This window comes from uncultured Roseobacter sp., assembly GCF_947501835.1.
In the GTDB taxonomy this organism is placed as follows: domain Bacteria; phylum Pseudomonadota; class Alphaproteobacteria; order Rhodobacterales; family Rhodobacteraceae; genus Roseobacter.
The window spans coordinates 30172-52518 of the sequence record NZ_CANMXR010000015.1; the positions used below are offsets into that span (position 1 = coordinate 30172).

Sequence of the window (22347 nt, forward strand, 5' to 3'; positions counted from 1 at the left end):
CAATCATCTGGTTGGGTGACAGATAGGGGTGAACGAGGCCTTTCACAGAGGCCGGATTGTCGCAGGGGATCAGAGAAGAACGCTTAAAAACTGACTTAAATCGTCGGTGTGAAAGTGGATATGCGCACCGGGCCCACGTGTTTCAGCCACATGCACCGTGCGCATCCCCATATCATGCGGAACTTTCAGGTTTCGGGCATCATCCTCGAACATCGCCGCGGTTTCGGGGGTGAGCCCATCCTTGCGGAACACGGTATCGAATGCCGCATGATCCGGTTTCGGCAGGAAATCGGCATGCTCCACGCCATAGATGGCGTCAAAAAGGCCTCCAAGCCCGCGCGCTTCCAAGACCCGTTCGGCGTAAGGCGCGCAGCCGTTGGTGTAAACGATGCGGCGTCCGGGCAATTGCCTGATCTGCGACGCCAGAACCGGATCAGGGGCCAGGCTGTCCATCGGGATATCATGCACATCCGTCAGATAGGGGCCCGGGTCGACATCATGCTCGCGCATCAGCCCCGCCAAGGTGGTGCCATGGGTGGCCCAATAATGTTTGCGCAGCCGGTCGGCCTCCGCGTGATCCACGTTCAAGGCCGCCATGACATAGGCGGTCATGCGCACCTCGATCAGGTCAAACAGCCGCGCCGAGGGGGGATAAAGCGTGTGATCGAGGTCAAAGACCCAGGCGCTAACATCGGAGAAGGCATCTTTTGGCATGGCGCATACCTAGGCCGCGCGATGCGCGCAGGCAAGAGCACAGGGTTGCACGACCGCGGATTGCCTCGTTAAGGTATCGAACCGGTATGGCAGAAGGCGGGGACGATGGGGTTGCAAAAACCACAACAGACAGACGCGTATTCAATGATCCTGGATGCGATTGATCTGGGCGTCTATCGCCCCGGTGACCGGCTTGTCGAAAGCGAGCTGGCGGAGCGTTTTGGAGTGTCGCGTACGCCCATTCGCGAGGCGCTGCAACGCCTTGAAACACAGTCGCTTCTGGCGCGGGACGGGCGCAGCTTGATTGTGGCCTCATTGGATCACAACCAGATGGCCGAACTATACGTGGTGCGGCGCGAGCTGGAGGGCTTGGCCGCGCGTCTTGCGGCGCAGCACGCGACCGATGAAGAGATCCGCATTCTGCGGGAGATGGTGGAGGCCGACAATGCGCTCACCGATGATCCCGCCGCGCTTTCCCGCGCGAACCGGCGGTTCCACAAGCAGGTGCATCTCGCGTCGCATAACCGCTATCTGGTGCAGCAGCTTGATCTGGTGCACCGCACGATGGCGCTGATGGCCACTACATCGCTTGCGGCCCAGGGGCGTGGCGAAATTGCGCAGGCCGAACATGATGCCATTGTCACCGCGATCGAGCATAAGGATTCGGACGCTGCGGATCAGGCGCTGCGCGAGCATATTTCCGTGGCCTTTATGACGCGCCTCAAACAGGATGCGGCACGGCGCGAGGAGGAGAGCTAGGTCACATCTGTCTGGGTCGAGACGCCGTGCTGGGTTTTGTCCCAAAAGAACGGGGCTTGGACCATTTCCCAAAGCGCCTTGTAGCTGGCCAGCGCGCCCAGCGTGAAATAGAACATCATCGTCGGCACGTAACCGATTAGGTGCCGATGCGCCCGACCAGAGACCGCGTAGATGCCCATCGCGACGCTGAGGAGTTCCGAAAGCACGAAGAGGCCGACGAAGCCCCACATCACGCTGGCGCCAAGAGTGAGTTCGACCGGGTGGGTCATGCCCGCGAAGCTCAGCCAGAACGACCACAGGAGCGGGGCGGCGGCAAACTGCGAAAACGTTGCCAGAAAGATGGTTTGCAGGCCCAGAAAGCGTTTGAGCCCCAAATCCCGGAGCAGCTGTCCGGGGTGTCGCATGTGCACGAAATACGTGATCATGAATCCTTTGAGCCAGCGTGAGCGCTGCCGCACCCAGGGCCATGCGCGACTTGTGGCCTCTTCATGGGTGACCGTTGGCAGCAGTTCCGTTACATAGCCATGGCGCGCCAGCCTGACACCCAGATCGGCGTCTTCGGTGACGTTGTGCGCGTCCCATCCCCCCAGTTTCTCCAGCCCATCGCGGCGAAAGAACAGCGTCGTGCCGCCTAAGGGCAGCACCAGACCCAGCTTAGCGATCCCTGGCAGGATCACCCGCCACCATGTGGCGTATTCGATGGTGAAACATCGCGACAGCCAGTTGGTGCGGGAGTTGTAGTAATCCAGCACGCCTTGCAGGCAGACGACGTTTTGTGGCGCTTCGTTGAAACGTGTGACCACGCGTTCGATCTGATCTGCTTCGGGCCAGTCTTCCGCGTCCCAGACGCCGATGATGCTGCCGCGGCAGAAATCGAGCGCGTAATTCAGAGCGCGTGGCTTGGTTGTCAAATCCCCCGCGCCGGGAACTTCGATCACGCTCATCCAATCGGGCAACTCGGTGCGCGCGATGGTCTCGCGGGTCATCGTGTCGCCTTCCTCCAGCACGAGCACCACGTTGAGCAGGGATTTAGGGTATGTCAGCCCGCTCAGCCGGGCGATCAATTGCCCCGCGATCTCCTTTTCCTTGAGCAAAGGCACAAGGATCGAGACCCGTGGCAGCCGGAACTTGGCCGTCCCCAGGTCATAATTGATGCGGCGCGGTGGCGGTTTGTGGGCCAATTGCGCCGCAAAGGCGGCCGCCTTCATGCCGGTGGTCATCAGCAAGGTCAGGACCGCCCAGAGCACCCCAAGGGTGAAGGTCCAGGCGGGCGCCAGCATACAGGCCGCCAGCAGGCCGCCGCAGAGCGCAGCCGCCCAGCGGAGCCGATGCTGCCCGGCGCTGGCCCAACTGCGACAGCTTTCCGCCGAAGGCACACGGGTGGCGGCCTTTTGCGCCAATTCATCCCCGTAGAGACGACTGAGATGTGATTGGATCTGCAATTCGTCAACGATCACCGGGAAAAGCGACAACCCGCGCCGTTTCATTGTCTGGCAAAGCGCTGCGAAATCCGCAGGGCTGCTGGTGGCGACGAGGATCCGCAACCCGTCCCGCTTCCACGGCACGACGCCATGGCGCAGGCAGACATCGGCGGGCAGGCAGGCGGCCATCTTGGGTTCGGGTGGCTCGAGGTCGAGATCGGCGTCTTGCGCATGGCATTGTGCGGCCAGGGCGCCCAGCACATCGCGCTTGGCAAGCAGACCTTCGGACACCATGATCTCACCCAGCGGCGCATCAATATGGCCCTGGATCTTCAGCGCGTGATCAAGATCGGTATGCGCGATCTTACCCCTATCCACCAGCATACGGCCGATCGGTTCATATTTGATCGCGGGCGCTGTCAGATCCGGTTCCGGCACCGGGTCAGGCAGAACCAGCCGCAGGTTGTTCATCTTGGCGTGCCTTGCGTAAACTCAACGTTGGCACGCTGTCAGAACAGGGTTAATGATCTGTTAAATTAACACTTTTCAACCTAAAGGCGCATTGCGCGGTTCAGGCGGCGCGCGCAGCCATGGCTTCGGCGAAACGCTCGAACAGGTAGTAGCTGTCTTGCGGTCCCGGGCTGGCTTCGGGATGGTGCTGAACCGACCAGACAGGGCGCCCATCAACCCGAATGCCGCAATTCGACCCGTCAAAAAGCGAGGTATGCGTCTCAAGCACACCGGAAGGCAGCGTCTGAGCATCGACGGCAAAACCGTGATTCATCGAGGTGATTTCGACCTTGCCGGTGTCATGATCCTTGACCGGGTGGTTGGCGCCGTGATGCCCGTGGTTCATCTTGATCGTCTGGGCGCCCAAGGCGAGCGCCAGCATCTGGTGCCCGAGACAAATCCCGAAAACGGGCAGATCCGTGTCCGATAATACTTGTTGGATCATTGGCACAGCATAGGTGCCAGTCGCCGCCGGGTCGCCAGGTCCGTTGGAGAGAAAAACCCCATCCGGGTTGTGTGCCATCACGTCGTCATAACTCGCCGTGGCAGGCAGAACGGTCACATCACATCCGGCACTTGCAAGGCAGCGCAGAATATTGCGTTTCGCGCCGTAATCAATGGCCACGACCTTGTGCTTGGGATCGGTTTGCGGCGTATAGCCATCCGGCCAGGCCCACCGCATTTCGTTCCAGTGATAGGATTGTGCGCAGGTGACTTCGCGGGCCAGATCAAGCCCCTCCAACCCGCTGAAGGCCCGTGCGGCGGCAACCAGCGCTTCGACGTCGAAATTGCCTTCCGGATCATGGGCAAGTGCCACATGTGGGGCTCCAGATTGCCGTATCGCACGGGTCAGGCGGCGGGTATCGACGCCGCCCAGGGCAATGCGTCCGCGTGAGCTGAGCCAGGCATCCAGATCCTGCACTGCGCGCCAGTTCGAGGGATCGGTCGGCATCCACTTGACGATCATGCCCTCGGCAACGGGATCGCCGGTTTCATCATCCTCGGGGTTCACGCCGACATTGCCGATGTGCGGGAAGGTGAAGGTCACGATCTGCCCGGCATAGGAAGGGTCGGTCATGATCTCCTGATACCCTGACATTGCGGTGTTGAAGCAAAGCTCCGCCACGGTTTGGCCAGTGGCACCAAACCCGCTCCCGTAAAAGAGGGTCCCGTCAGCAAGCGCCAGACAAGCGGTTGGGCGGTCGGACGCAGGCGGCTGCATGGGCGATCCTTTCGGGCAGGGGCGGCAGTGAAATCTGGCGGAAACTAGACGCGCGTCCGAGGGGGGTCAAGGCCCATTTCGGGACATATTCCCGGTGTTCTGACACAGGATGACGCAGCGGATTGTGTTGCGGCGGCCTGTTGCATTGGATAAGGTCCAAGGCTCGAAGATGCCTTGCCGCAGTTATTTGCGGTCAATCATTGAAGGATGCATTGCGATGGAATTGCGCGAAAAAGTCTCTGTTTCACTGAAACAGGCCATGAAAGACAAGGCCGCCGATCGGCTCTCCACTCTGCGCCTGATCAATGCGGCGATCAAGGACAAGGATATTGCAGCCCGGGCCGAGGGCAACGAAGATGGTGTGCCCAATGCCGAGGTTCTTGCGATCCTGAGCAAAATGTCAAAGCAGCGGCTTGAAAGTGCGCGTGCCTATGAAGAGGGCGGGCGTCTTGATCTTGCGGAGCGGGAAAAGACTGAAATCGAAGTGATTGAGGAATTCCTGCCGCGGCAACTGTCGGAAGCTGAAACCGAAAAGGCGGTGGCCGAAGCGGTGGCCGAGGTTGGGGCCGATAGCATTCGCGACATGGGCAAGGTCATGGCCATTCTGAAATCCAAATACACAGGACAGATCGACTTTGGGGCCGTTGGCCCGAAGGTCAAAGCGCGGTTGAGCTGATTTCGACATTCGGCTGCGGTCGGTGAGGGAATGCCGATGCCCAAAGCGCCACCCGACACGCGTTTGTGGGGATACGATGGCCCGCTGACGGCCCTGCGCGGTGGCCACCGGAACAGCGCCTTTCGAACGGCCATTGGCCACCACCCTGCCTTGGTTTTCAAATCGAGCAGGCGCAGCGCTGAGAGCCTGTTGTGGCTTGAACCAGTTCAGGTGGCGGCCCGCGAGGCTGGGTTCCAGGTGCCGGCGTATGTACGAAGTCAGCGTGGGCATATTCTGGAAAACGGTTGGACCTGCGAGCCCTTTATCGATGGCGCCGAATTTACGGCAGATCGTATGCCGGAAGTCGCGCGGAGGCTTAAACGCTTTCATGAGGCGACCATCGGCATTGAGCAGCGTCCCGGGTTCGCCTCCTCCCTCGAACTGACAACGGTGCAGCAGGGGGGTGATGTGGATCTCTCGGTGATGCCGACGGGCCTTGTGGCGCAGTTGCGTGGCGCCTGGGCCGGTATGCCGGACGGTGATCAGGGGGTCATTCACGGGGACATTGGCACCGGTAATCTGATCCTGACCCCAAGCGGTCAGCCTGCATTGATCGATTGGGATGAGGCGCGTGTCGACCTGCGGATATTCGATACAGCGCGGGTTGTCAGCGACCCACCCGGTAATGACATTCAGCGCGGCTTGACGGCCTGGGAAATCGCCTGTTGCTGGAAGCTGGAACCGGAGCGCGCGCGATCCCTCGCGGCCCGGCATTTCGGGTGCGACTTCTAACGCCGCCAGGCGATCTGTAGCTCATCATAGAGCGACACCCGTTCATCTTCGCTCAGAAACGCCCCGATTTCGACCTCGCGGCCTTTGCCTTTCAGGGTGACGTAGTGGGGCACGGGCCCATCTGTTTCGTATTTGGTGATCGTCGTCCAATAGCGGTTGCAATCCCATTCCTGCACTTCGCCCGTTGGCTCCTGCCGCACAAGCCGCGCGTCTTCTTCATCAAGCGTCAGCACTTCGGTGATCTGGCGCGCGCGGTGATTGCGCTGTAGCGCGTAATAGATGCCCCAGACAGCCGCCAGTAAAAAGGGCAACAGGCCCCAGAGGATCGGCGAGCCGAGCAGCGGTAGGGTCGGGATGCAGATCAGCGTGAAGGTGGCCAGAACAAAGGCGGCCATACCTCGGGCGGGCAGCGAGTTGTGCGGCCAGAGCTTGAGGGTTTGCGGGCTATCGCCGGGGTCCGATGTCCACTGATAGGGCATAACGAAATCTTACCGAGGCGTTGCGTGCGAAGCAATGCGACAGGTGGCCCTGCCTTGGGTGAAACAACAGGAAAGCTCTGATTTATGGCAGACCCGCTTGCTGTACCGCATCGGGATCACGCCCGCCTACGAGGCCGAGCCTTTGTAAAAAGCCCGCCGCGCGGCGCAGGGCCTGCCGCGGCGGTCAGTCAGCCATGATGCCGAATGGAACCGAGGATCACACCGAAGACAGAACGGCGCGCCAGGGCATCACGAACCTCTTAATAGTCGCTGGTAAAGGCGCGCTGCTCGCCATAGACATTTTTGCTGCCTGTAGAGGCGCCATTGGCAAACTCCGCGCGGTAGGTCTTCAGCAGGCCACGCGTGCCGTCGGGGGTTGCGGCGATCTGGCGGAAGGTCTGATCGCCACCGGCCTGGGCGCGGTTATGGGATCGCAGCAGCAACTCCTTTTCAAAGGACGTCAGGTGCCCGCTGGGCTCGTAGCCCATGTAGCTTTGATACTCCGAGATCGCTGAACGGGTCTGGCCGCCTAGCTGCCCGTCTACGGTGCCTGCGTTGAAGCCAAAGTAGTTCAGCGAAGCCTGGATCTCGCGGCCTTCCTGCGTGGCCGGAATCGCGGCGCGGTAGGTGCGTTTCTGTGTGGTGGCCTGGCGTTGTGCGGGCGCTGTGAAGATCGACTGTTGATTGGCACGGTTGCGGGTCACGTTTTTCTGGATCTGGGAGCCCACGACCCCGCCGATCAGGGCACCAGCGATGAAATCCTTGCCGTCGGCGGCCACCCTGGCAGCAGGGGCAAATGCAATGGCCGCGGCAAGCGCGGTAGAGGTGATGCGTGTCGAGAACATATGTCTCTCCTTTCATGTCATTGGGACGGGAACGCATCATGCGCGCAGGCTGTTCCGTCACGCGCACTCACGAATCTTCACGCGGCCGTTCCGGCGGAGAGGCGCCGCAATCGGGTAGGATGGTCGGCAAAAAAAGGCCCTGATCGGGGATCAGGGCCTTTTGAGCGTGTCTTGGCTGAGCGGGATCAGTGCGCGTGCTTGTTGTCCCAGTCTTCCTGCTTTGGCAGCTGCTCGAACGTGTGTTCGGGCGGCGGCGATGGCAGGGTCCACTCCAGCGTATCCGCGTATTCGTTCCACGGGTTGTTCTCGGTCACTTTCTTGCCAGCGCGCAGGGCGTAAAACATCACGCCGAAGAAGAACAGGAAGGACGCGAAGCTGATGAAGGCACCGACGCTTGACCACCAGTTCCAGTAGGCAAATGCATCCGGGTAGTCGATGTAGCGCCGCGGCATGCCCTGACGGCCCAGGAAGTGCTGTGGGAAGAAGGTCAGGTTGGCCCCGATGAAGAACGCCCAGAAGTGCAGCTTGCCCGCCCATTCAGGGTACATGCGTCCAGTCATCTTGGGGAAGTAGAAGTAGATCCCTGCGAAGATGGCGAAGACGGCCCCGAGCGACATCACGTAGTGGAAGTGCGCCACCACGTAGTAGGTGTCGTGGTAGTAGCGGTCCACGGCGGCCTGCGACAGAACGATACCGGTCACACCGCCCACGGTGAAGAGGAAGAGGAAGCCGAAGGCCCAGAGCATCGGTGTTTCGAAGGTCACCGACCCGCCCCACATGGTGGCGATCCAGCTGAAGATTTTCACACCCGTCGGCACCGCGATAACCATGGTGGCCAGCATGAAGTAGGCCTGCTGGTTAAGCGACATGCCCACGGTGTACATGTGGTGCGCCCAGACCACGAAGCCCAGGGCGCCGATGGCAATCAGGGCCCAGACCATCGGCAGGTAGCCGAAGATCGGCTTGCGCGCGAAGGTCGCGATGACGTGGCTGATGATGCCGAAGCCGGGCAGGATCACGATGTAGACCTCGGGGTGGCCGAAGAACCACAGGATGTGCTGGTAGAGCACCGGATCGCCGCCGCCCGCGGGATCAAAGAAGGTGAAGCCGAAGTTGCGGTCCATCAGCAGCATGGTGATGGCACCCGCCAGAACCGGCAGGGACAGCAGGATCAGCCAGCTTGTGACGAAGATCGACCAGGAGAATAGCGGCACCTTGAAGAGCGTCATGCCGGGCGCGCGCATGTTCAGGAAGGTGGTGATCATGTTGATCGCCCCTAGGATCGAGGAGGCGCCGGAGACGTGCACCGCGAAGATCGCGAGGTCCATCGAGAAGCCACCCTCAAGCGTCGAGAGCGGCGGGTAGAGCACCCAGCCCACGCCCGAGCCCGACTGGTCATTGCCGCCCGGTGCGAGCACCGAGCAGATCGCCAGCGAGGTGCCTGCGACGTAGAGCCAGAACGACAGGTTGTTCATGCGCGGGAAGGCCATATCGGGCGCGCCGATCTGCAAGGGCATGAAATAGTTGCCAAATCCGCCGAAGAGCGCGGGGATCACGACAAAGAACATCATCAGGATGCCGTGGCCGGTGATCAGCACGTTCCACAAATGCCCATTGGGGGTGCAAGCCTCGCCTGACGAGAACAGACGTGCCCCTTCCATGCACATATATTGAACGCCCGGATCCATCAGCTCCAGCCGCATGTAGACGGTGAAGGCGACCGAGATGAAGCCGGCGAGGGCCGACGTGATCAGGTACAGGATACCGATGTCTTTGTGGTTTGTGGACATGAACCATCGGGTGAAGAACCCGCGTTCATCATGGTGTTCGTGGCCATGGACGGCTGCGTCAGCCATGCTCTTGCCTCCTGCTTAAGTAGTTAAATGGCGCGCAACGGTTCCCATGCCACGCGCCAGAGTCCTACTTGTTTTAGAGAGAGTTGTTGACAGGAGCAATGATCGTATTTGTCACAGTCCCAGAAATTTCTTGGTGGAATGCACCAATGAGGCTCAAAACACGCATAGATTGAATATTTTTACGCTCAATTCAAATCATCATGGCGCTCATTTACGCCCGCTTAATGTTACTAGGGCACTTTCCTGCGCAGGTGTCGACGACTTCTCGTCATGGGTTAATGAGGTAAAAAGATCCGAAATGCAGGTGGTGCAACCGCAAAATATTCAGGCGACATCTGCGGTGGTGGACGAAAGCAGCATTGCGTTCTGGACCCGGATGGCGGAGCTGGTGCCGGGCATCATATACATTTTCAACCATGCAACGATGTCCAATGAATACGCCAATTGCACGATTGCCGATCTTTTGGGGTATTCACCAGAAGAGGTCTGTTCGTTGGGGGAGACGTTGCTCCCCACGATCATCCATGAGGACGATCAGGATGCATTGTTCGACTATCTGAAATCTCTACAGGCGCTGCCCATTGGGACCGAAACAACCTTTGAGTACCGTGTCAAATCCAAGCAGGGCAATGAGTTTTGGTTGCGCAGCATCGATAGCATCTTTGAGACTTCGGATGACGGGGCGGTCCTGCGCCACATCGGCATCGCCGTCGACATCACCGCGCAGAAAGAGAACGAGGCGCGACTGATTGAGGTGAACGAATCGCTGGAGGCCCGGGTCGAAGCGCGCACGGAGACGCTGGAGGTTCTCAACAGCGAATTGGGCGTCTGCATGGCGCGGCGCACAGCGGAGTTAAACGACGTTAATCGAGATCTCAAGGACCTGACATATGTGGCGACACATGATCTGAAAGTCCCCATCAACAATATGATCTGCCTCACCCATATGCTGTCCGAGGCAGAGGGAGAATTGCCGCCAGAACATGCGGAAACACTGAGCTGGATGCGCGATGCCTGTCACCAGGCCGGGGACAAGCTGGATGCCCTGATTTGTGTGGCGCAAGCGCACTCCGGGACATTTGGAGTGTTCGAGGAGGTTGACCTTAAGAACGTCACGGAGCGTGCGCTGGTCAATCTGCATTTCCAGATGATGAAAGCGAACGCTGTGGTTTCCTGCGATTTTGACGTGCAAACCGTTTGGTTTGTACCCCGCGAGATGGAGAACATCCTGCAATCGATGATCGGGAATGCCATCAAATATCGTGCGCCTGAGCGCCGTCCCCGTGTCAAAGTGCAGTCTCGACAGCTTGAAAATGGGGTGGAGATTTTGATTTCTGACAACGGGTCCGGCGTGGATCTGCCGCGCGATCAGGACAAGGTTTTCGGTCTCTTTAAGCGCGCGCACAGCACACCGGATGGTGCTGGCGTTTCCCTTTATTCCATCCGCCGGGTGCTGGATCGCGTGGGGGGCAGCCTTCATGCCTCCAGCACGGTCGGAAAGGGTAGCTGTTTCTCATTTCAATTGCCAAACAAGCCGGAGCGCCTGTGACGACGACACTTGCATCCCTTGGGACGGTGCTCCTTGTCGATGACGACAAGGTTACCAATCTCATGCATCAGCGTATATTGGACCGCTCTGGTCTGGTCGACTCCATTGATGTCGCAACGGATGGCTTGGCCGCACTGGAATATCTCGAGGCGCGCGTGAATGACAACAAGCCTATGCCTGAATTGATCCTGCTGGACATCAACATGCCGCGCCTGAACGGGTTCGAGTTTCTGGAGAGATATGCCAAGCTGCCCGTACCATTTCGGAGTTCAAGCACCCTGATTATCATGCTGTCCACATCGGTGCTGCGCGAGGACATGGAGCGTGCGCATAGGGATCCGCATGTCTACCGCTTCATCACCAAGCCAATCGATAAGAGTGACGTGCAAACGATTATTCATGAATACCATGAGCTCGTCGGCAGTTAAGCGTCTTTAAAGGGTTGGTTCAGATTGGTCTGCGGTGTGACGGGTTCATCGCCAAACACATCTGCAAATTGCGCGCGGAGTGCAAGATCCACGTCCGCCAGACCAACAGGCAGGCCCAAATCCACGAGACTGGTCACCCCGTGCTCTTTGATCCCGCAAGGGACGATGCCGGTAAAATGGCTCAGGTCAGGCTCAACATTGATCGAAACACCATGGAAGCTGACCCATTTTCGCAATCGGATGCCGATCGCGGCAATTTTGTCTTCGGGCACCTGCCCATCCATATTGCCCTCTTTATCAGGACGCTCGACCCAAACTCCGACACGCCCTTCCCGGACCACACCTTTGACTTTGAACTGATCCAGCGTTCCAATCACCCAACGTTCCAGTTGTTGTACGAATTTCCGCACGTCGCGTCCGCGCGTGCCGACATCCAGCAGAACATAGGCAACCCGCTGACCGGGGCCATGATAGGTGTACTGACCGCCGCGGCGCGTGGGAAAGACAGGAAAGCGCTCGGGATCTATCAAATCATCCGATTTTGCGCTGGTGCCCGCGGAATAGAGGGGGGGATGCTCGACCAGCCAAATGCATTCTGATGCCGAGCCGTGTGCAATGGCATCGGCGCGCGTCTCCATCCAACGCTCCGCCGTGCGATAGTCGGTCAGCCCGTCCGATACAATCCATTCCACCATTGGGATGCCCTAACGCACTGTGGACCGGGCCGCAAAGCCAATTCAGGCCGCTGCCGTCTCGTCCTGCACTTTGCGCAAGACGTCTGCGTAGGTCTCTGCCCCCTGCGCGCCGGTCAAAAGGTATTTACCGCTAAAAATCACCGAAGGCACACCGGATATCCCCCGCGACGTCCAGAACTGCTGCTTGTCGCGCACCGATTGCGCATATGCGCCGGATGAAAGAACGTCGGTCGCGTCCGAGGCATTCAAGCCAACACTACGCGCTACTTGAACCAAAACGCCGTCATCCGAAACATCCAGCTCATCGGTAAAATGTGCCGCGAAGAGTGCTAATTTTAGTGCGTGTTGTTTACTTTGTGTCTCCGCCCAATCCAGCAACTGATGCGCACGGAAAGTGTTTACGATTCTGCTGCGATCCGAAAAATTGAATTCAAGCCCCAGATCCGCTCCCAGATGCTGCAAGCGCGCGCGTGTTTCCTCGGATTGGGCGGGGGTCGAACCATATTTTTCTGCAATGTGCTCGGCAAGGTTTTGTCCGTCTTGTGGCATCCCCGGGTTGAGTTCAAAGGGGTGCCAGCGCAGATCGACCTTCAATCCGGTTGCGGTCAGCGCCTGTTCCAACTGCTTGTATCCGATAACGCACCAAGGACACATCACGTCTGAAACGATATCGATTTGCATAGTATCGAGAGTGTCAGAAGGGGATTTCATGGTGTGCTCCATCGGCATCAACTTCATTAAAGGTCGGTTGCCTGAGGCCAAAATACAAGAGGAAAGAGGCAGCTTCTCTTTGGTTATGCCTTCAGAGGCATGCCTGATCCCTGGCGGTCCTAGCTGCCTCTGTGGCCAAGCGTGACACATCATGGTGTTTTCATAAAAATGGCTCTTCACAAGGTTGCAGGAGCAGGTTAAAGACGCGGGACGTTCCCAAGCGTGCGGATGTGGCGGAATGGTAGACGCGCAGCGTTGAGGTCGCTGTGGGGTAACACCCGTGGAAGTTCGAGTCTTCTCATCCGCACCAATTGACCTCTAATCAGAATTGTCGGTTGAGCCTTGCCGATTTGTGCTAATCGTCGGCTCCTTCGTCTATAGATCCTTATAACCAATCAGTTTAATGCCCATCTGATCAATTTGCTGCTTTAGCTCCGGGTCGGTCAGTGTCTCAAGGCACGTCACCCTGTCTTCATGAACGTCCTCGTAACTGCGATGCCCGGTGGCCATGAGCTCGGCGGTGTCGACTGCGGGATGATCAATGAAGATGTATGTTCCTGGCGAAAGCGCTTTCAATTGTTTGATGAAGGCAGTGGTGCGGAGTTTGGTGTCACGAGGAAAATCGGGATACCCTTTGATCCGGGTGAGGCCGCGCCCGAGTGGATCATCGATGAGTCCGTAGTCTTCGCAGAGCTCCGCCACCATTTCGCCGACCCTTGGGTCAAAATCAGAAAAATGGCTTAGCATATGTGAGCTGATGTGCGTTGCCTGCGGGAACAGTTTGAGACCCAATTCGATTTGCGCCCTGAATTCATCAACGATCTCGTCGAATAGCCATGCGCTTTCCTGCAAGCAGGGACGATCGTCATCAGGTTTTGGAAGTATCAAGGGAAGGAAATTGCCGCTCTGATCTACAAGGCTGTTGGCTTGCGTGAGCGGTCTCCATTTCACCTTGTCCCACTCGCTGGTCAGCGTGAGGTGGGTGCCAATGTCGATGTCCCGGTGCTGGTTGAACAGTTGGGCGGCATGCGCGACCCAGGCGCCGGGCATCATGACCTCGACACTACGGGCGATGCCTTCTTTGCAAGCCCGCAGGCACCCCTCGTTAGAGGCCCAACTGGATCCTGCATCATCCGCGCGGACAAGCAGCCTGATTGATGAGGACATTCTTCGGGCTCCGTCGTTTGCCAATACCTAACCATACCCTGAGCGCTCCGTCAGGTTGAGATTGTGCCATGAAATGTCGCAGACCTAGGGTAGAGCTTTGGGCTTTGCGCGTGCCCGTGGCGCTTCTGCGAAGCTCAGTGAACATCCATGTTCTTTGTTGCAAGCAATCCTGCAGCGCCGATCATCATGCCGCCGGAGATGCGATTGAGCAGTCTGGCATTCTGACGCAGCTTGCCGAGCGCCCGTTCAGCACCGGCACCCCAAACCACCAGTAGAACGCCGTCTATGATCAGGTAGGTGCTGCCCAAAATCAAAAGCTGCGGCCAAATCGGCAGCAATGGATCAATGAATTGCGGGAAGAGGGCGGCAAAGAACAAAACCGCCTTTGGATTGGATGCTGAGGTTGCAAACCCCTGAAAGAACAGGCGTCGGGCGGAGGTTCTGCTTGTGCCGTCCCGTTCGAGTGACAGTGGCGCGGCGCGCAGCGTTTTGATTCCGATGTAGACCAAATATGCGACGCCCAGCCATTTGATGACATTCATTGTCGTGGCAGAATTGGAAATGAGCACGGCGAGGCCGAAACCAGCCGCCATCATTTGCAGAGAGTTCGCCGTCAAATCGCCGGCAATGGTGGCAGTACTTCTCTTCCAGCCGTGTCGCAGGCTGTTTGAAATCATCAGAACCTGACTTGGCCCCGGCGGGGTCGCAAAAAAGATCGCCACCACGGCCAAGTAGGCCAAATATATGTCCAAGGTCATGTGTTCCGGGTCCTTTCCGAAGGGGTATTAACCTCTGTGTCGTCGCTGCGCACCAACCGCCCGCAGCTTTCGCGCAGCTTCAAGCTGATGGAGCAGTTCACCCGGCGTTTCTCCTCTCCGCCTTCAATGACGGAACTGGCGAGTTCTTGACCTGCCAAATGCCCGATTTCCTTTGCCGGTAGCCTTACGGTGGTTAGCGCTGGATGCATGTCTTCCGATCCCTTGAAGTCACCAATGCCAATGACCGAGACGTCCTCCGGCACCCGCAAACCAACGCTTTGTGCGGCATAAATCGCACCAACGGCGAGCACATCGTTACCACATAAAAGTGCGGTTGGTCTGTTCTGACTGTCAAGGATACGTGCCGCGCGTTTCTTGGCCTCGGAAAGGCTGTAGGTGCTCTCCACCACCCAGTTTTTTGGTGGATCGATGCCCGCTGATTGCAGCTTGGCATACACCCCGGCGTGGCGCCCCGCGGCCCGGTCGTTGTCGGTCAATGGCGGGAACATCAGCCCGATCGCGTGATGGCCGTGATCCAGCAGGCATTGCGCGGCCAACTCGCCTGCCTTGATGTTATCCGCGCCGACACAGGAAAACCGCGAGGTCGCATCATAGCTCCAGATTGAAATTGCCGGGGTCTGGCTGCTTTCCAGCAAATGGTAGGTTTCCTCCGAGTGATCCTGGCCGATAAGCGCGACGCCATCGACACGGTGCTCCAGAAATTTACGCACCGCCGCGTATTCCTTTTCCAGATCATAGCCATGCGGCGCCACAAGCATGGAAAAGCCGTGATCCTCCACAGACCGCGCAAAGGCCTCCACCAATTCTGAGAAGATCGCGTGGTCAATCGTCGGGACAATCAAGCCGATGGTCCCACTGCGAATGCCGTGCATGGTCTGTGCTGCGCGATTGCGGATATAGCCAAGTTTGCGCACCGCCCGGTCAATCTTTTTTCGAGTCGTCGGTTTGACTTTTTCCGGATGATTGAAGCTCCGGGAGACCGTGGTGATCGATACTTTTGCCGCCTTTGCAACGGCGAAAATATCGACTTTAAATTTATTATTATCAGACATTTACGGGGCATCCGGATGAAAAAAATGAAAACATTTGCAATACTATTTTCATTCTTTACCCTAAAACGTCAAATGAATTCAGGCCGGGGGAGAGGCGCGTGGAGTTCATCTTTTATTTTGGCGATGTGTTCACGCCGGTGAGCTTTGCCCTGCTGCTGGTGGGGACCATCGGCGGGCTGATCCTGGGGGCCACGCCGGGCCTGTCGCCAACAATGGCCGTAGCGCTGCTCATTCCCTTCACCTTCCAGCTTGAGGCGGCGCAAGGGCTGATCCTGCTGGGCGCTGCTTATACCTCGACCGTGGCGGGCGGGGCGGTTTCAGCGATCTTGCTCAAGATCCCCGGTGCGCCCGCCAATATTGCAACCACTCTCGACGGGCATACGATGGCGCAGAAAGGGCAGGGGGCAAAAGCCCTGCAGCTATCGTTTCTGTCTTCTGCCGTGGGGGGCATTTTCGGGGTGTTGTTACTGATTTTCCTGACACCCGTGCTCGCGCAATGGGCGCTGGCCTTTGGTCCGAGCCATCTGTTCTGGCTGGCCATCCTGGGAGTGACGGTGATCGGATCGCTGGATTCCAGATCGGTCGTCAAAGGGCTGCTGTCGGGGTGCATTGGTCTGTGGTTGGCGACCATCGGGTTTGACGATATCATGGGGGCGCAGCGGTTCATCTTTCATCCCTCTCTGGGCGGTGGCATCAACATCATCGCGGCCCTGATCGGATTGTTCGCGATCCCGCAGGTGATCACCATGTTCGCGCGGGGTCGTCGCAACGACGCGGCAGAGGTCATCAAGGTTGAAAAGCACCCTATCGGCAGCGCTATACGCGAGCTCTTTCGCAACAACCGCGCAATGGGGATCGGCACGGTCACGGGGTCTATTATCGGTCTCATTCCGGGCGTCGGCGGGCAGATCGCCGGGCTTGTCGCCTATGATCAATCCAAGAAGTTCAGCCCTCAACGCGATAAATTCGGCACCGGCCATCCCGAAGGTCTGGTGGCTGCGGAATCGGCGAATAACGCCATGGTCGGCCCGTCGCTTGTGCCGTTGCTGACGCTCTCCATCCCCGGCTCACCAACGGCGGCGGTTTTGCTGGGGGGTTTGCTGATCCACGGGATTTTTCCTGGCACGGATCTGTTCGACAACCACCCGGATGTGGCCTGGACCTTCATCAATTCCATGCTGATCGGCCAAATCCTGATGTGCATCTTCGGGCTCTATGTGGCGGGGTTGGCCGCTCGGATCGCCATGGTGCCGCAAAGCGTCATGGCGGCGGTAGTGCTCGGTCTTGCGGTTTTTGGCAGCTATTCGGTGCAATCCAGCATGGGCGATGTCTATGTCATGGCGAGCCTTGGGGTGATGATGTATTTCCTTGAACGGTTCGGATTTTCTGCGGCCCCTCTGGTTTTGGGCCTGATCCTGGGGCCTATCGCGGAATCCAACTTCATCCAGGGCAGCATGATCGCTAACGCCACCGACGGTATGGCCCCCTACTTCCTGGGTGGTGGTTTGAACATTTTCCTGATTGCGGTGGTCATCGCGTCGATCCTGTATTCCGGCTACTTGGAACTGCGCTCGCGCCGCTACACCTCCAAAGAGGAGATCATGGCATGAGCGATCTGACCCTGCCCCGCCTGCAGCACATCATCGGCTCCGGGACCGTCGCGGCGGTGGGGATCTGGGTGACCTACGTCAGCTACACGCAACAGCCCTCCGAGGCGTTCCTGTTTCCGCGGCTGATTGCGACGGTCTTTGTGGTGCTGGCGGCCTGGACCTTTTTCAAGGCCTGCATGGGCTGGACAAAGGTGGGCAACGGCATCTCGGTGGCGCAAATGACCAATCTTGCGCCAGGTCTGGTGGTGGCAATGGTCTATATCTTCTGGATGGCCAAGGGGCTCGGGTTTTATACCGCCACCACAATCGCTTTTTTCGTTCTGTTGAGCCTCTACGATCCTGCGCCGCATCGCGCGCTGCAATCATGGCTCAAACGCATCATCATCACGGCGTGCTTCATCGCCGTTATGTACGGTCTCTTCGCGCTTTTACTCAAGGTTTTCACACCGCGAGAGATCCTGTTCTGAACCGCAAATAGCGGCAGAGTAATCCTAGGGAGGAAGAAACATGAAAAAACTACTCGCAGGTGCCGCCATGGCACTGATGGGCCTGACCACAACAGCCAGCGCTGATGGTCATGCCAATTACCCCGAACGTCCGATCATGATGATGGTCAGCTATGGCGCAGGTGGGGCGACCGACTTTCAGGCGCGTATCGTGACGATGACCGCCGGTAACGAAGATGCGCTTGGTATGCCGATTGCCATTCTGAACAAACCGGGTGCCGGCGGGCGCGTCGGATGGAACTGGCTGGCGTCCCAGGCCGAGGCTGATGGCTACACGCTGGGGGCCTACAACATCCCGCATTTCATCGCCCAATCGATCAAGGGCGGTGTGGAATATAGCGCTGAGTCCTTTGAGCCTATCGCAAACTGGGGCGCCGATCCCGCTGTGCTGGTCGTCGGCAAAGACAGTGACTTCAACACGCTGCAGGATGTGGTGGATTTTGCCTCGGCCAACCCCGGCAAACTGACCACCTCGGGGGCGGGTCTCTTTGTCGGGCACCATATCGCCGCTCTGCAGATGGAGAAAGCGGGCGGTATGAAGCTGGCGTATATCCCGACCAAAGGCGGGGGTGCCGCGGCCATGAAAGCGGTGATTGCAGGTGAGGTGATGGCTGGGATCAACAACCTGTCGGACGCCTTCCGGGCGCGCGAGGCGGGGAACGTCAAAATTCTTGCTGTGGCCGATCTGGAGCGCAACGAGTTCCTGCCAGACGTGCCGACCATGATGGAAAGCGGCCTTGATGTGGATAACTCTTCGGTCAACTTCCGGGGCGTCATGGTGCCCAAGGGCACACCGCAGGGCATCATCGACAAGCTGGCGGAAACCGTGCCAACCATGTTTGAAAACAGCCGGGTTGCCGGAAAGATGAAAGCGGGCGGATCGCCGATGCACATCATGACGCGGGACGAGGTTCTGGCGATGTGGGCCGCGCGGGAAGAAACCCTGAAAGAGTTGCTCGCCGGGCTCTGATCACAACGCCCCGCGCCCGATTGGCGTGGGGCCTCAACATCACAAAGGACTTCCCTAATGAACGTGTCAAACGATCTGGCAGAGGTTGATCTCATCGTCTCACGCGCGCGTGTCGCGCAGGCGGAGTATGAGAAAAACGGATCGCAGGACCGCTATGACCGGGCGGCCCAAGCCGCCGCCTGGGCCATTATGGAGCCCTCGCGCAACAGGCATCTGGCCGAGCTGGCGGTGAAAACGACCGGGCTTGGGAATGTGCCGGACAAGATTACGAAAAATCATCGCAAGACTCTGGGTCTGATGCGCGACATTGCGGCGGTCAAAACCTTTGGGATCATCCGCGATGATGCGCAGACGGGGATCACCGAGATCGCCCGGCCGATGGGGGTGATCGGCGCTGTTGTCCCCTCGACCAACCCGGCGGCAACGCCTGCGAATAACATCATCAACGCTCTGAAATGCGGCAATGCGATTGTGTTGTCGCCCTCGCCCAAGGGGGTGCCATCCTGCGAAACCCTGCTGCAATTCATCCATGCGGAATTTGACAAGATCGGCGAGACCCACGATCTGGTGCAGATGGTGCCCGGCACCGGCAGCAAGGAGAAGACCCAGCGCCTCTTGGAAATCAGTGATCTGATCGTCGTGACCGGATCGCAGAATAACGTCAGGCGCGCCTATACGTCGGGCACGCCAGCGCTGGCCGTGGGGGCGGGCAACGTCACCGTTATCGTGGATGAAACCTGCGATCTGGACACCGCCGCCCGGAAGATCACCGCCTCCAAGACCTTCGACAACGCGACATCCTGTTCTTCCGAAAATGCCCTTGTGGTGGTCGATGCGGTCTATGATGCGTTCGTGGCGGCGCTGGCCCGCGTCGGGGGCGCGCTGGTCACGGATGAGGCATCTATTGTGGCCAAGCTCTGGCCCGATGGGCATCTCAACCGGGCGGTAATCGCGCAGGACGCGGACAAGATGATCAGTGCTCTGGGGCTGGAAGGCACGGTTCCCGCCGATACCGAATTTCTGGCCGTGGAAACCAACGGCATTGGGCCGGATCACCCCCTCTCAGGCGAGAAACTCTCCCGGGTCGCGGCCCTTTATCGGGCACAGGATTTTGACGATGCGGTACAAATCGCGTCGCAAATCCTGGCGTATCAGGGGGCCGGGCATTCGGTTGGATTGCATTCGACCGATCCTGATCGCGCGATTGCCCTGGGTAATGCGATCCCGACCTGCCGGGTGATCGTCAACCAGGCGCATTGCTTTGCTACCGGCGGCGCTTTCAACAATGGCATGCCTTTTTCGCTCTCCATGGGCTGCGGTTCCTGGGGTGGGAATTCCATTGATGACAATGTGCATTGGAAACACTTTCTGCAAACCACCAAGATCATCCGCGAAATCCCACCGGTGGAGCCCAAGGTGGAGGATATCTTTGCGACGTATTGGCAGGCTGCGGGAAAATGAAACTGCGCAGAGAAAGCCCGCCGTCAGGTACTGTGCGGGACTGGATTGATGCCCGCGCTGAAGCGGAGGGCATGGCCTACGTCTTTACGGATGGCACACCGCCGCTGACATGGGAGGACCTGCGCGATGAGGCACAGCGGATCGCGCATGCCCTGACGGCGCAGGGCGCGGCAAAGGGCGAAAGCGTCGCGATCCTCCAGCCGAATGGCCGCGAAGGCGTGCTGGCGTTTTTCGGCGCGGTTTATGGCGGCTTCCGCGCGACGCTGATCAACCTGGCAGCGGGCAAGGACGCGATTTCCTACGCCTTGATCCATTGCGAAGCGTCTCTCGCATTGGTGCACGACAACGTGGCGGATGTTTTTGCCGAAACAAGGCCTGACGGGTTGGCGCGCCTTGAAATGCCGACCGAGGTCGCGGGGATTGACTTGCATGATGTCACCCCTGCGGATCATGCGCTGCTGATGTACACCTCCGGCACCACTGGCCGCCCCAAGGGTGTTGTGCATACCCAATCGAGCCTGCTGGCAGGTGGGTGGACCAGTGCGATTGCCCATGATCTCACCCCCTCGGACCGCGCGCTTTGTGTGCTGCCGATGTGTCATATCAACGGGCTATGCGTAACGATGATGGCGCCGCTGGTATCCGGCGGGTCGGTTGCAATGGCGCCGAAGTTTTCGGCCAGTCAGTTCTGGACCCAGTTGCGCGACACGCAGGCCACCTGGTTTTCCGTTGTCCCAACCATAATTTCGCATTTGCTGCATGGGCAGGCGGACCCGGATGTGCAAACCAAGGCGCGGTTGCGGTTTGGTCGGTCAGCCTCCTCGGCGTTGGCGCCGGATGTTCAGCGCGCGTTTGAGACGCGATTTGCGGTCCCCATTGTCGAGACCATGGGATTGACCGAAACGGCGGCGCAAATCCTGTCCAACCCCTTGCCGCCGGGGGTGCGAAAAATCGGATCGCCCGGCATCGCCTATGGCAATGAGGTTGAAATCCTTGATGCCGATTTGCGCCCGTGTCCAACCGGCACCGAAGGCGAGATCGCCGTGCGGGGGCCGAACGTGATGCTGGAATATCTCAAGAATCCCGAGGCCACCGAAGGCACCTTTGCAGGTGATTGGCTGCGCACCGGCGATCTGGGCTGCAAGGATGAAGACGGCTACCTGTTCGTGACCGGGCGGCTGAAGGAATTGATCATCAAGGGAGGGGAAAACATCGCCCCGCGCGAGATCGACGAGGCGCTGTATTCGCATCGCGATGTGATCGAGGCTGCTGCCTTTGCCCGGCCCTGCAAGACCTATGGGGAGCGGGTTGAAGCGGCCGTGCGTGTCAGGGAGGGGTCGGGGCTGACAGGCGAGCGTCTGGTGGGGATTTGCGTGGAAAAACTGGGCGCATTCAAGGCGCCTGACAAAATCTACTTTCTGCCGGAGCTGCCGAAAGGCCCGTCAGGCAAAATCCAGCGCCTGAAATTGCTGGATCTGACGTAGCTGCTGTTTGCGATTTGATAGCGGCAGGTGCACTGTGGCGTCAGATCGCGCGGGGTGCCCATGACGCCAATTCTATATTCCTTTCGCCGCTGTCCCTATGCCATGCGCGCAAGGCTGGCCCTGACCATCAGCGGCGTCGGTGTGGAGCTGCGTGAAATCCTTTTGCGTGACAAGCCGCAAGCCTTTCTTGATGCCTCGCCCAGTGCCACCGTGCCCTGTCTGGTCACCCCGGATGGGGTGATTGATGAAAGCCTCGACATCATGGTCTGGGCGCTACAGCAGAATGATCCGGAGGGGTGGTTGGACATGCCGGAGGCCGGGGCAAATTGGATCCGCCGCGCGGACGGTCCGTTCAAAGAGGCGCTGGATCACACAAAATACGCAACGCGCTATCCGGAGGTTGACCCCGAGGCGGCGCGTGCGCGGGCCTGCGAATTTCTCAATGATCTCAATGACCAGATTGAAGCCTGGATTTTCGAGCGCCCTTCGCTGGTCGACTACGCCATTCTGCCCTTCGTGCGCCAGTTCGCCTTTATCGACAAGGGCTGGTTTGACGCGCAGGACTGGCCAAGGCTGCAGAATTGGTTGGCGCGCTTTCTGGCGACTGATCGGTTTGGGGCCATCATGATGAAATATGACACATGGCAGGACGGCGATCCCGCGATCCGGTTTCCATAGCCGC

22 protein-coding genes and 1 tRNA gene are annotated in these 22347 nt (G+C 58.8%); 12 read left to right on the forward strand and 11 right to left on the reverse strand.

Translation table 11 applies throughout. From position 1 onward, the window contains the following. Positions 1-69 precede the first annotated feature (69 nt). Positions 70-714, reverse strand: a complete 645-nt coding sequence (locus tag Q1A20_RS22595) for a pyrimidine 5'-nucleotidase (RefSeq protein ID WP_299410467.1) — start codon at positions 712-714, stop codon at positions 70-72. Positions 715-819: 105 nt separating this feature from the next. Here Q1A20_RS22595 and Q1A20_RS22600 point away from each other — a divergent pair, with 105 nt between their 5' ends. Then, complete coding sequence (locus Q1A20_RS22600) at positions 820-1473, forward strand: GntR family transcriptional regulator (RefSeq protein WP_298976596.1); 654 nt, start codon at positions 820-822, stop codon at positions 1471-1473. Here the strand turns inward: Q1A20_RS22600 and Q1A20_RS22605 are convergent. Then, positions 1470-3365, reverse strand: coding sequence for a glycosyltransferase family 2 protein (locus Q1A20_RS22605; protein ID WP_299918866.1), 1896 nt, complete (start codon positions 3363-3365; stop codon positions 1470-1472). The genes Q1A20_RS22600 and Q1A20_RS22605 overlap by 4 nt on opposite strands. Positions 3366-3465: 100 nt before the next feature. Then, positions 3466-4626: a glutamine-hydrolyzing carbamoyl-phosphate synthase small subunit gene (gene carA, locus Q1A20_RS22610; RefSeq protein WP_298976593.1), complete on the reverse strand. Its 1161-nt coding sequence runs from the start codon at positions 4624-4626 to the stop codon at positions 3466-3468. A gap of 217 nt (positions 4627-4843) precedes the next feature. Between carA and Q1A20_RS22615 the strand changes: the two genes are divergently transcribed. Together Q1A20_RS22615 and Q1A20_RS22620 are read left to right on the forward strand one after the other, a co-directional pair. After that, positions 4844-5302, forward strand: coding sequence for a GatB/YqeY domain-containing protein (locus tag Q1A20_RS22615; RefSeq protein WP_299410471.1), 459 nt, complete (start codon positions 4844-4846; stop codon positions 5300-5302). A 36-nt stretch (positions 5303-5338) separates the two neighbouring features. Then, positions 5339-6073 carry a phosphotransferase gene (locus Q1A20_RS22620; protein ID WP_299410473.1) on the forward strand — a complete coding sequence of 245 codons (735 nt, stop codon included), beginning with the start codon at positions 5339-5341 and terminating at the stop codon, positions 6071-6073. On the opposite strand, the gene Q1A20_RS22625 is transcribed toward Q1A20_RS22620, so the two are convergent. From Q1A20_RS22625 to ctaD, 3 genes are all read right to left on the reverse strand, one after another. Next, on the reverse strand, positions 6070-6552 hold the full coding sequence (locus Q1A20_RS22625; protein ID WP_299410474.1) for a DUF2244 domain-containing protein: 483 nt from the start codon (positions 6550-6552) through the stop codon (positions 6070-6072). The two genes, Q1A20_RS22620 and Q1A20_RS22625, sit on opposite strands and share 4 nt — an antisense overlap. Positions 6553-6812: 260 nt before the next feature. Further along, entirely contained in the window at positions 6813-7397 is a 585-nt protein-coding gene (locus Q1A20_RS22630) for a peptidoglycan-binding protein (RefSeq protein ID WP_299410476.1), read from the reverse strand. Positions 7398-7582: 185 nt separating this feature from the next. Next, entirely contained in the window at positions 7583-9253 is a 1671-nt protein-coding gene (ctaD, locus tag Q1A20_RS22635) for a cytochrome c oxidase subunit I (RefSeq protein WP_298976585.1), read from the reverse strand. Between the two features lie 298 nt (positions 9254-9551). On the opposite strand from ctaD, the gene Q1A20_RS22640 reads away from it, so the two are divergent. After that, positions 9552-10802: an ATP-binding protein gene (locus Q1A20_RS22640; protein WP_299918872.1), complete on the forward strand. Its 1251-nt coding sequence runs from the start codon at positions 9552-9554 to the stop codon at positions 10800-10802. Continuing rightward, positions 10799-11230: a response regulator gene (locus Q1A20_RS22645; protein ID WP_298976581.1), complete on the forward strand. Its 432-nt coding sequence runs from the start codon at positions 10799-10801 to the stop codon at positions 11228-11230. The genes Q1A20_RS22640 and Q1A20_RS22645 overlap by 4 nt, the downstream gene beginning before the upstream one ends. Here the strand turns inward: Q1A20_RS22645 and lipB are convergent. Continuing rightward, on the reverse strand, positions 11227-11925 hold the full coding sequence (gene lipB / locus Q1A20_RS22650; RefSeq protein ID WP_299918875.1) for a lipoyl(octanoyl) transferase LipB: 699 nt from the start codon (positions 11923-11925) through the stop codon (positions 11227-11229). The genes Q1A20_RS22645 and lipB overlap by 4 nt on opposite strands. Before the next feature lie 42 nt (positions 11926-11967). Beyond that, positions 11968-12816, reverse strand: a complete 849-nt coding sequence (locus tag Q1A20_RS22655) for a DsbA family oxidoreductase (protein ID WP_367180959.1) — start codon at positions 12814-12816, stop codon at positions 11968-11970. A gap of 44 nt (positions 12817-12860) precedes the next feature. On the opposite strand from Q1A20_RS22655, the gene Q1A20_RS22660 reads away from it, so the two are divergent. Beyond that, positions 12861-12946 (forward strand) — tRNA-Leu (locus tag Q1A20_RS22660). A 65-nt stretch (positions 12947-13011) separates the two neighbouring features. Here the strand turns inward: Q1A20_RS22660 and Q1A20_RS22665 are convergent. From Q1A20_RS22665 to Q1A20_RS22675, 3 genes are all read right to left on the reverse strand, one after another. Continuing rightward, the gene (locus Q1A20_RS22665; protein ID WP_299918877.1) at positions 13012-13803 is read right to left on the reverse strand and encodes a ChbG/HpnK family deacetylase; all 792 of its coding nucleotides are present in this window, start codon (positions 13801-13803) and stop codon (positions 13012-13014) included. 134 nt (positions 13804-13937) lie between these two features. Further along, positions 13938-14561, reverse strand: a complete 624-nt coding sequence (locus Q1A20_RS22670; RefSeq protein ID WP_298976856.1) for a LysE family transporter — start codon at positions 14559-14561, stop codon at positions 13938-13940. Then, positions 14558-15634 (reverse strand): LacI family DNA-binding transcriptional regulator, encoded by a 1077-nt coding sequence (locus tag Q1A20_RS22675; RefSeq protein ID WP_298976855.1) that lies wholly within the window; start codon positions 15632-15634, stop codon positions 14558-14560. The genes Q1A20_RS22670 and Q1A20_RS22675 overlap by 4 nt, the downstream gene beginning before the upstream one ends. 98 nt (positions 15635-15732) lie before the next feature. On the opposite strand from Q1A20_RS22675, the gene Q1A20_RS22680 reads away from it, so the two are divergent. The 6 genes from Q1A20_RS22680 to Q1A20_RS22705 are packed head-to-tail and all read left to right on the forward strand — an operon-like array spanning position 15733 to position 22343. Next, the gene (locus Q1A20_RS22680) at positions 15733-17244 is read left to right on the forward strand and encodes a tripartite tricarboxylate transporter permease (RefSeq protein ID WP_299918883.1); all 1512 of its coding nucleotides are present in this window, start codon (positions 15733-15735) and stop codon (positions 17242-17244) included. Next, entirely contained in the window at positions 17241-17711 is a 471-nt protein-coding gene (locus Q1A20_RS22685) for a tripartite tricarboxylate transporter TctB family protein (RefSeq protein ID WP_299918886.1), read from the forward strand. The genes Q1A20_RS22680 and Q1A20_RS22685 overlap by 4 nt, the downstream gene beginning before the upstream one ends. A 40-nt stretch (positions 17712-17751) precedes the next feature. After that, positions 17752-18720, forward strand: coding sequence for a tripartite tricarboxylate transporter substrate binding protein (locus Q1A20_RS22690; protein WP_299410493.1), 969 nt, complete (start codon positions 17752-17754; stop codon positions 18718-18720). 57 nt (positions 18721-18777) lie between these two features. Further along, complete coding sequence (locus tag Q1A20_RS22695; protein WP_299410494.1) at positions 18778-20181, forward strand: aldehyde dehydrogenase family protein; 1404 nt, start codon at positions 18778-18780, stop codon at positions 20179-20181. After that, entirely contained in the window at positions 20178-21665 is a 1488-nt protein-coding gene (locus Q1A20_RS22700; protein ID WP_299410496.1) for an AMP-binding protein, read from the forward strand. The genes Q1A20_RS22695 and Q1A20_RS22700 overlap by 4 nt, the downstream gene beginning before the upstream one ends. Positions 21666-21725: 60 nt before the next feature. After that, a complete protein-coding gene (locus Q1A20_RS22705) occupies positions 21726-22343 on the forward strand; it encodes a glutathione S-transferase (RefSeq protein WP_299918890.1) in 618 nt (205 codons plus the stop codon). The last annotated feature ends 4 nt before the right edge of the window (positions 22344-22347 follow it).

Excerpts from the sequence above, each read along its gene's own strand:
- Q1A20_RS22595 (WP_299410467.1), bottom strand. The coding sequence starts at position 714 with ATGCCAAAAGATGCCTTCTCCGATGTTAGCGCCTGGGTCTTTGACCTC.
- Q1A20_RS22600 (WP_298976596.1), top strand. The coding sequence starts at position 820 with ATGGGGTTGCAAAAACCACAACAGACAGACGCGTATTCAATGATCCTG.
- Q1A20_RS22605 (WP_299918866.1), bottom strand. The coding sequence starts at position 3,365 with ATGAACAACCTGCGGCTGGTTCTGCCTGACCCGGTGCCGGAACCGGAT.
- carA (WP_298976593.1), bottom strand. The coding sequence starts at position 4,626 with ATGCAGCCGCCTGCGTCCGACCGCCCAACCGCTTGTCTGGCGCTTGCT.
- Q1A20_RS22615 (WP_299410471.1), top strand. The coding sequence starts at position 4,844 with ATGGAATTGCGCGAAAAAGTCTCTGTTTCACTGAAACAGGCCATGAAA.
- Q1A20_RS22620 (WP_299410473.1), top strand. The coding sequence starts at position 5,339 with ATGCCCAAAGCGCCACCCGACACGCGTTTGTGGGGATACGATGGCCCG.
- Q1A20_RS22625 (WP_299410474.1), bottom strand. The coding sequence starts at position 6,552 with ATGCCCTATCAGTGGACATCGGACCCCGGCGATAGCCCGCAAACCCTC.
- Q1A20_RS22630 (WP_299410476.1), bottom strand. The coding sequence starts at position 7,397 with ATGTTCTCGACACGCATCACCTCTACCGCGCTTGCCGCGGCCATTGCA.
- ctaD (WP_298976585.1), bottom strand. The coding sequence starts at position 9,253 with ATGGCTGACGCAGCCGTCCATGGCCACGAACACCATGATGAACGCGGG.
- Q1A20_RS22640 (WP_299918872.1), top strand. The coding sequence starts at position 9,552 with ATGCAGGTGGTGCAACCGCAAAATATTCAGGCGACATCTGCGGTGGTG.
- lipB (WP_299918875.1), bottom strand. The coding sequence starts at position 11,925 with ATGGTGGAATGGATTGTATCGGACGGGCTGACCGACTATCGCACGGCG.
- Q1A20_RS22665 (WP_299918877.1), bottom strand. The coding sequence starts at position 13,803 with ATGTCCTCATCAATCAGGCTGCTTGTCCGCGCGGATGATGCAGGATCC.
- Q1A20_RS22670 (WP_298976856.1), bottom strand. The coding sequence starts at position 14,561 with ATGACCTTGGACATATATTTGGCCTACTTGGCCGTGGTGGCGATCTTT.
- Q1A20_RS22675 (WP_298976855.1), bottom strand. The coding sequence starts at position 15,634 with ATGTCTGATAATAATAAATTTAAAGTCGATATTTTCGCCGTTGCAAAG.
- Q1A20_RS22685 (WP_299918886.1), top strand. The coding sequence starts at position 17,241 with ATGAGCGATCTGACCCTGCCCCGCCTGCAGCACATCATCGGCTCCGGG.
- Q1A20_RS22690 (WP_299410493.1), top strand. The coding sequence starts at position 17,752 with ATGAAAAAACTACTCGCAGGTGCCGCCATGGCACTGATGGGCCTGACC.
- Q1A20_RS22695 (WP_299410494.1), top strand. The coding sequence starts at position 18,778 with ATGAACGTGTCAAACGATCTGGCAGAGGTTGATCTCATCGTCTCACGC.
- Q1A20_RS22700 (WP_299410496.1), top strand. The coding sequence starts at position 20,178 with ATGAAACTGCGCAGAGAAAGCCCGCCGTCAGGTACTGTGCGGGACTGG.
- Q1A20_RS22705 (WP_299918890.1), top strand. The coding sequence starts at position 21,726 with ATGACGCCAATTCTATATTCCTTTCGCCGCTGTCCCTATGCCATGCGC.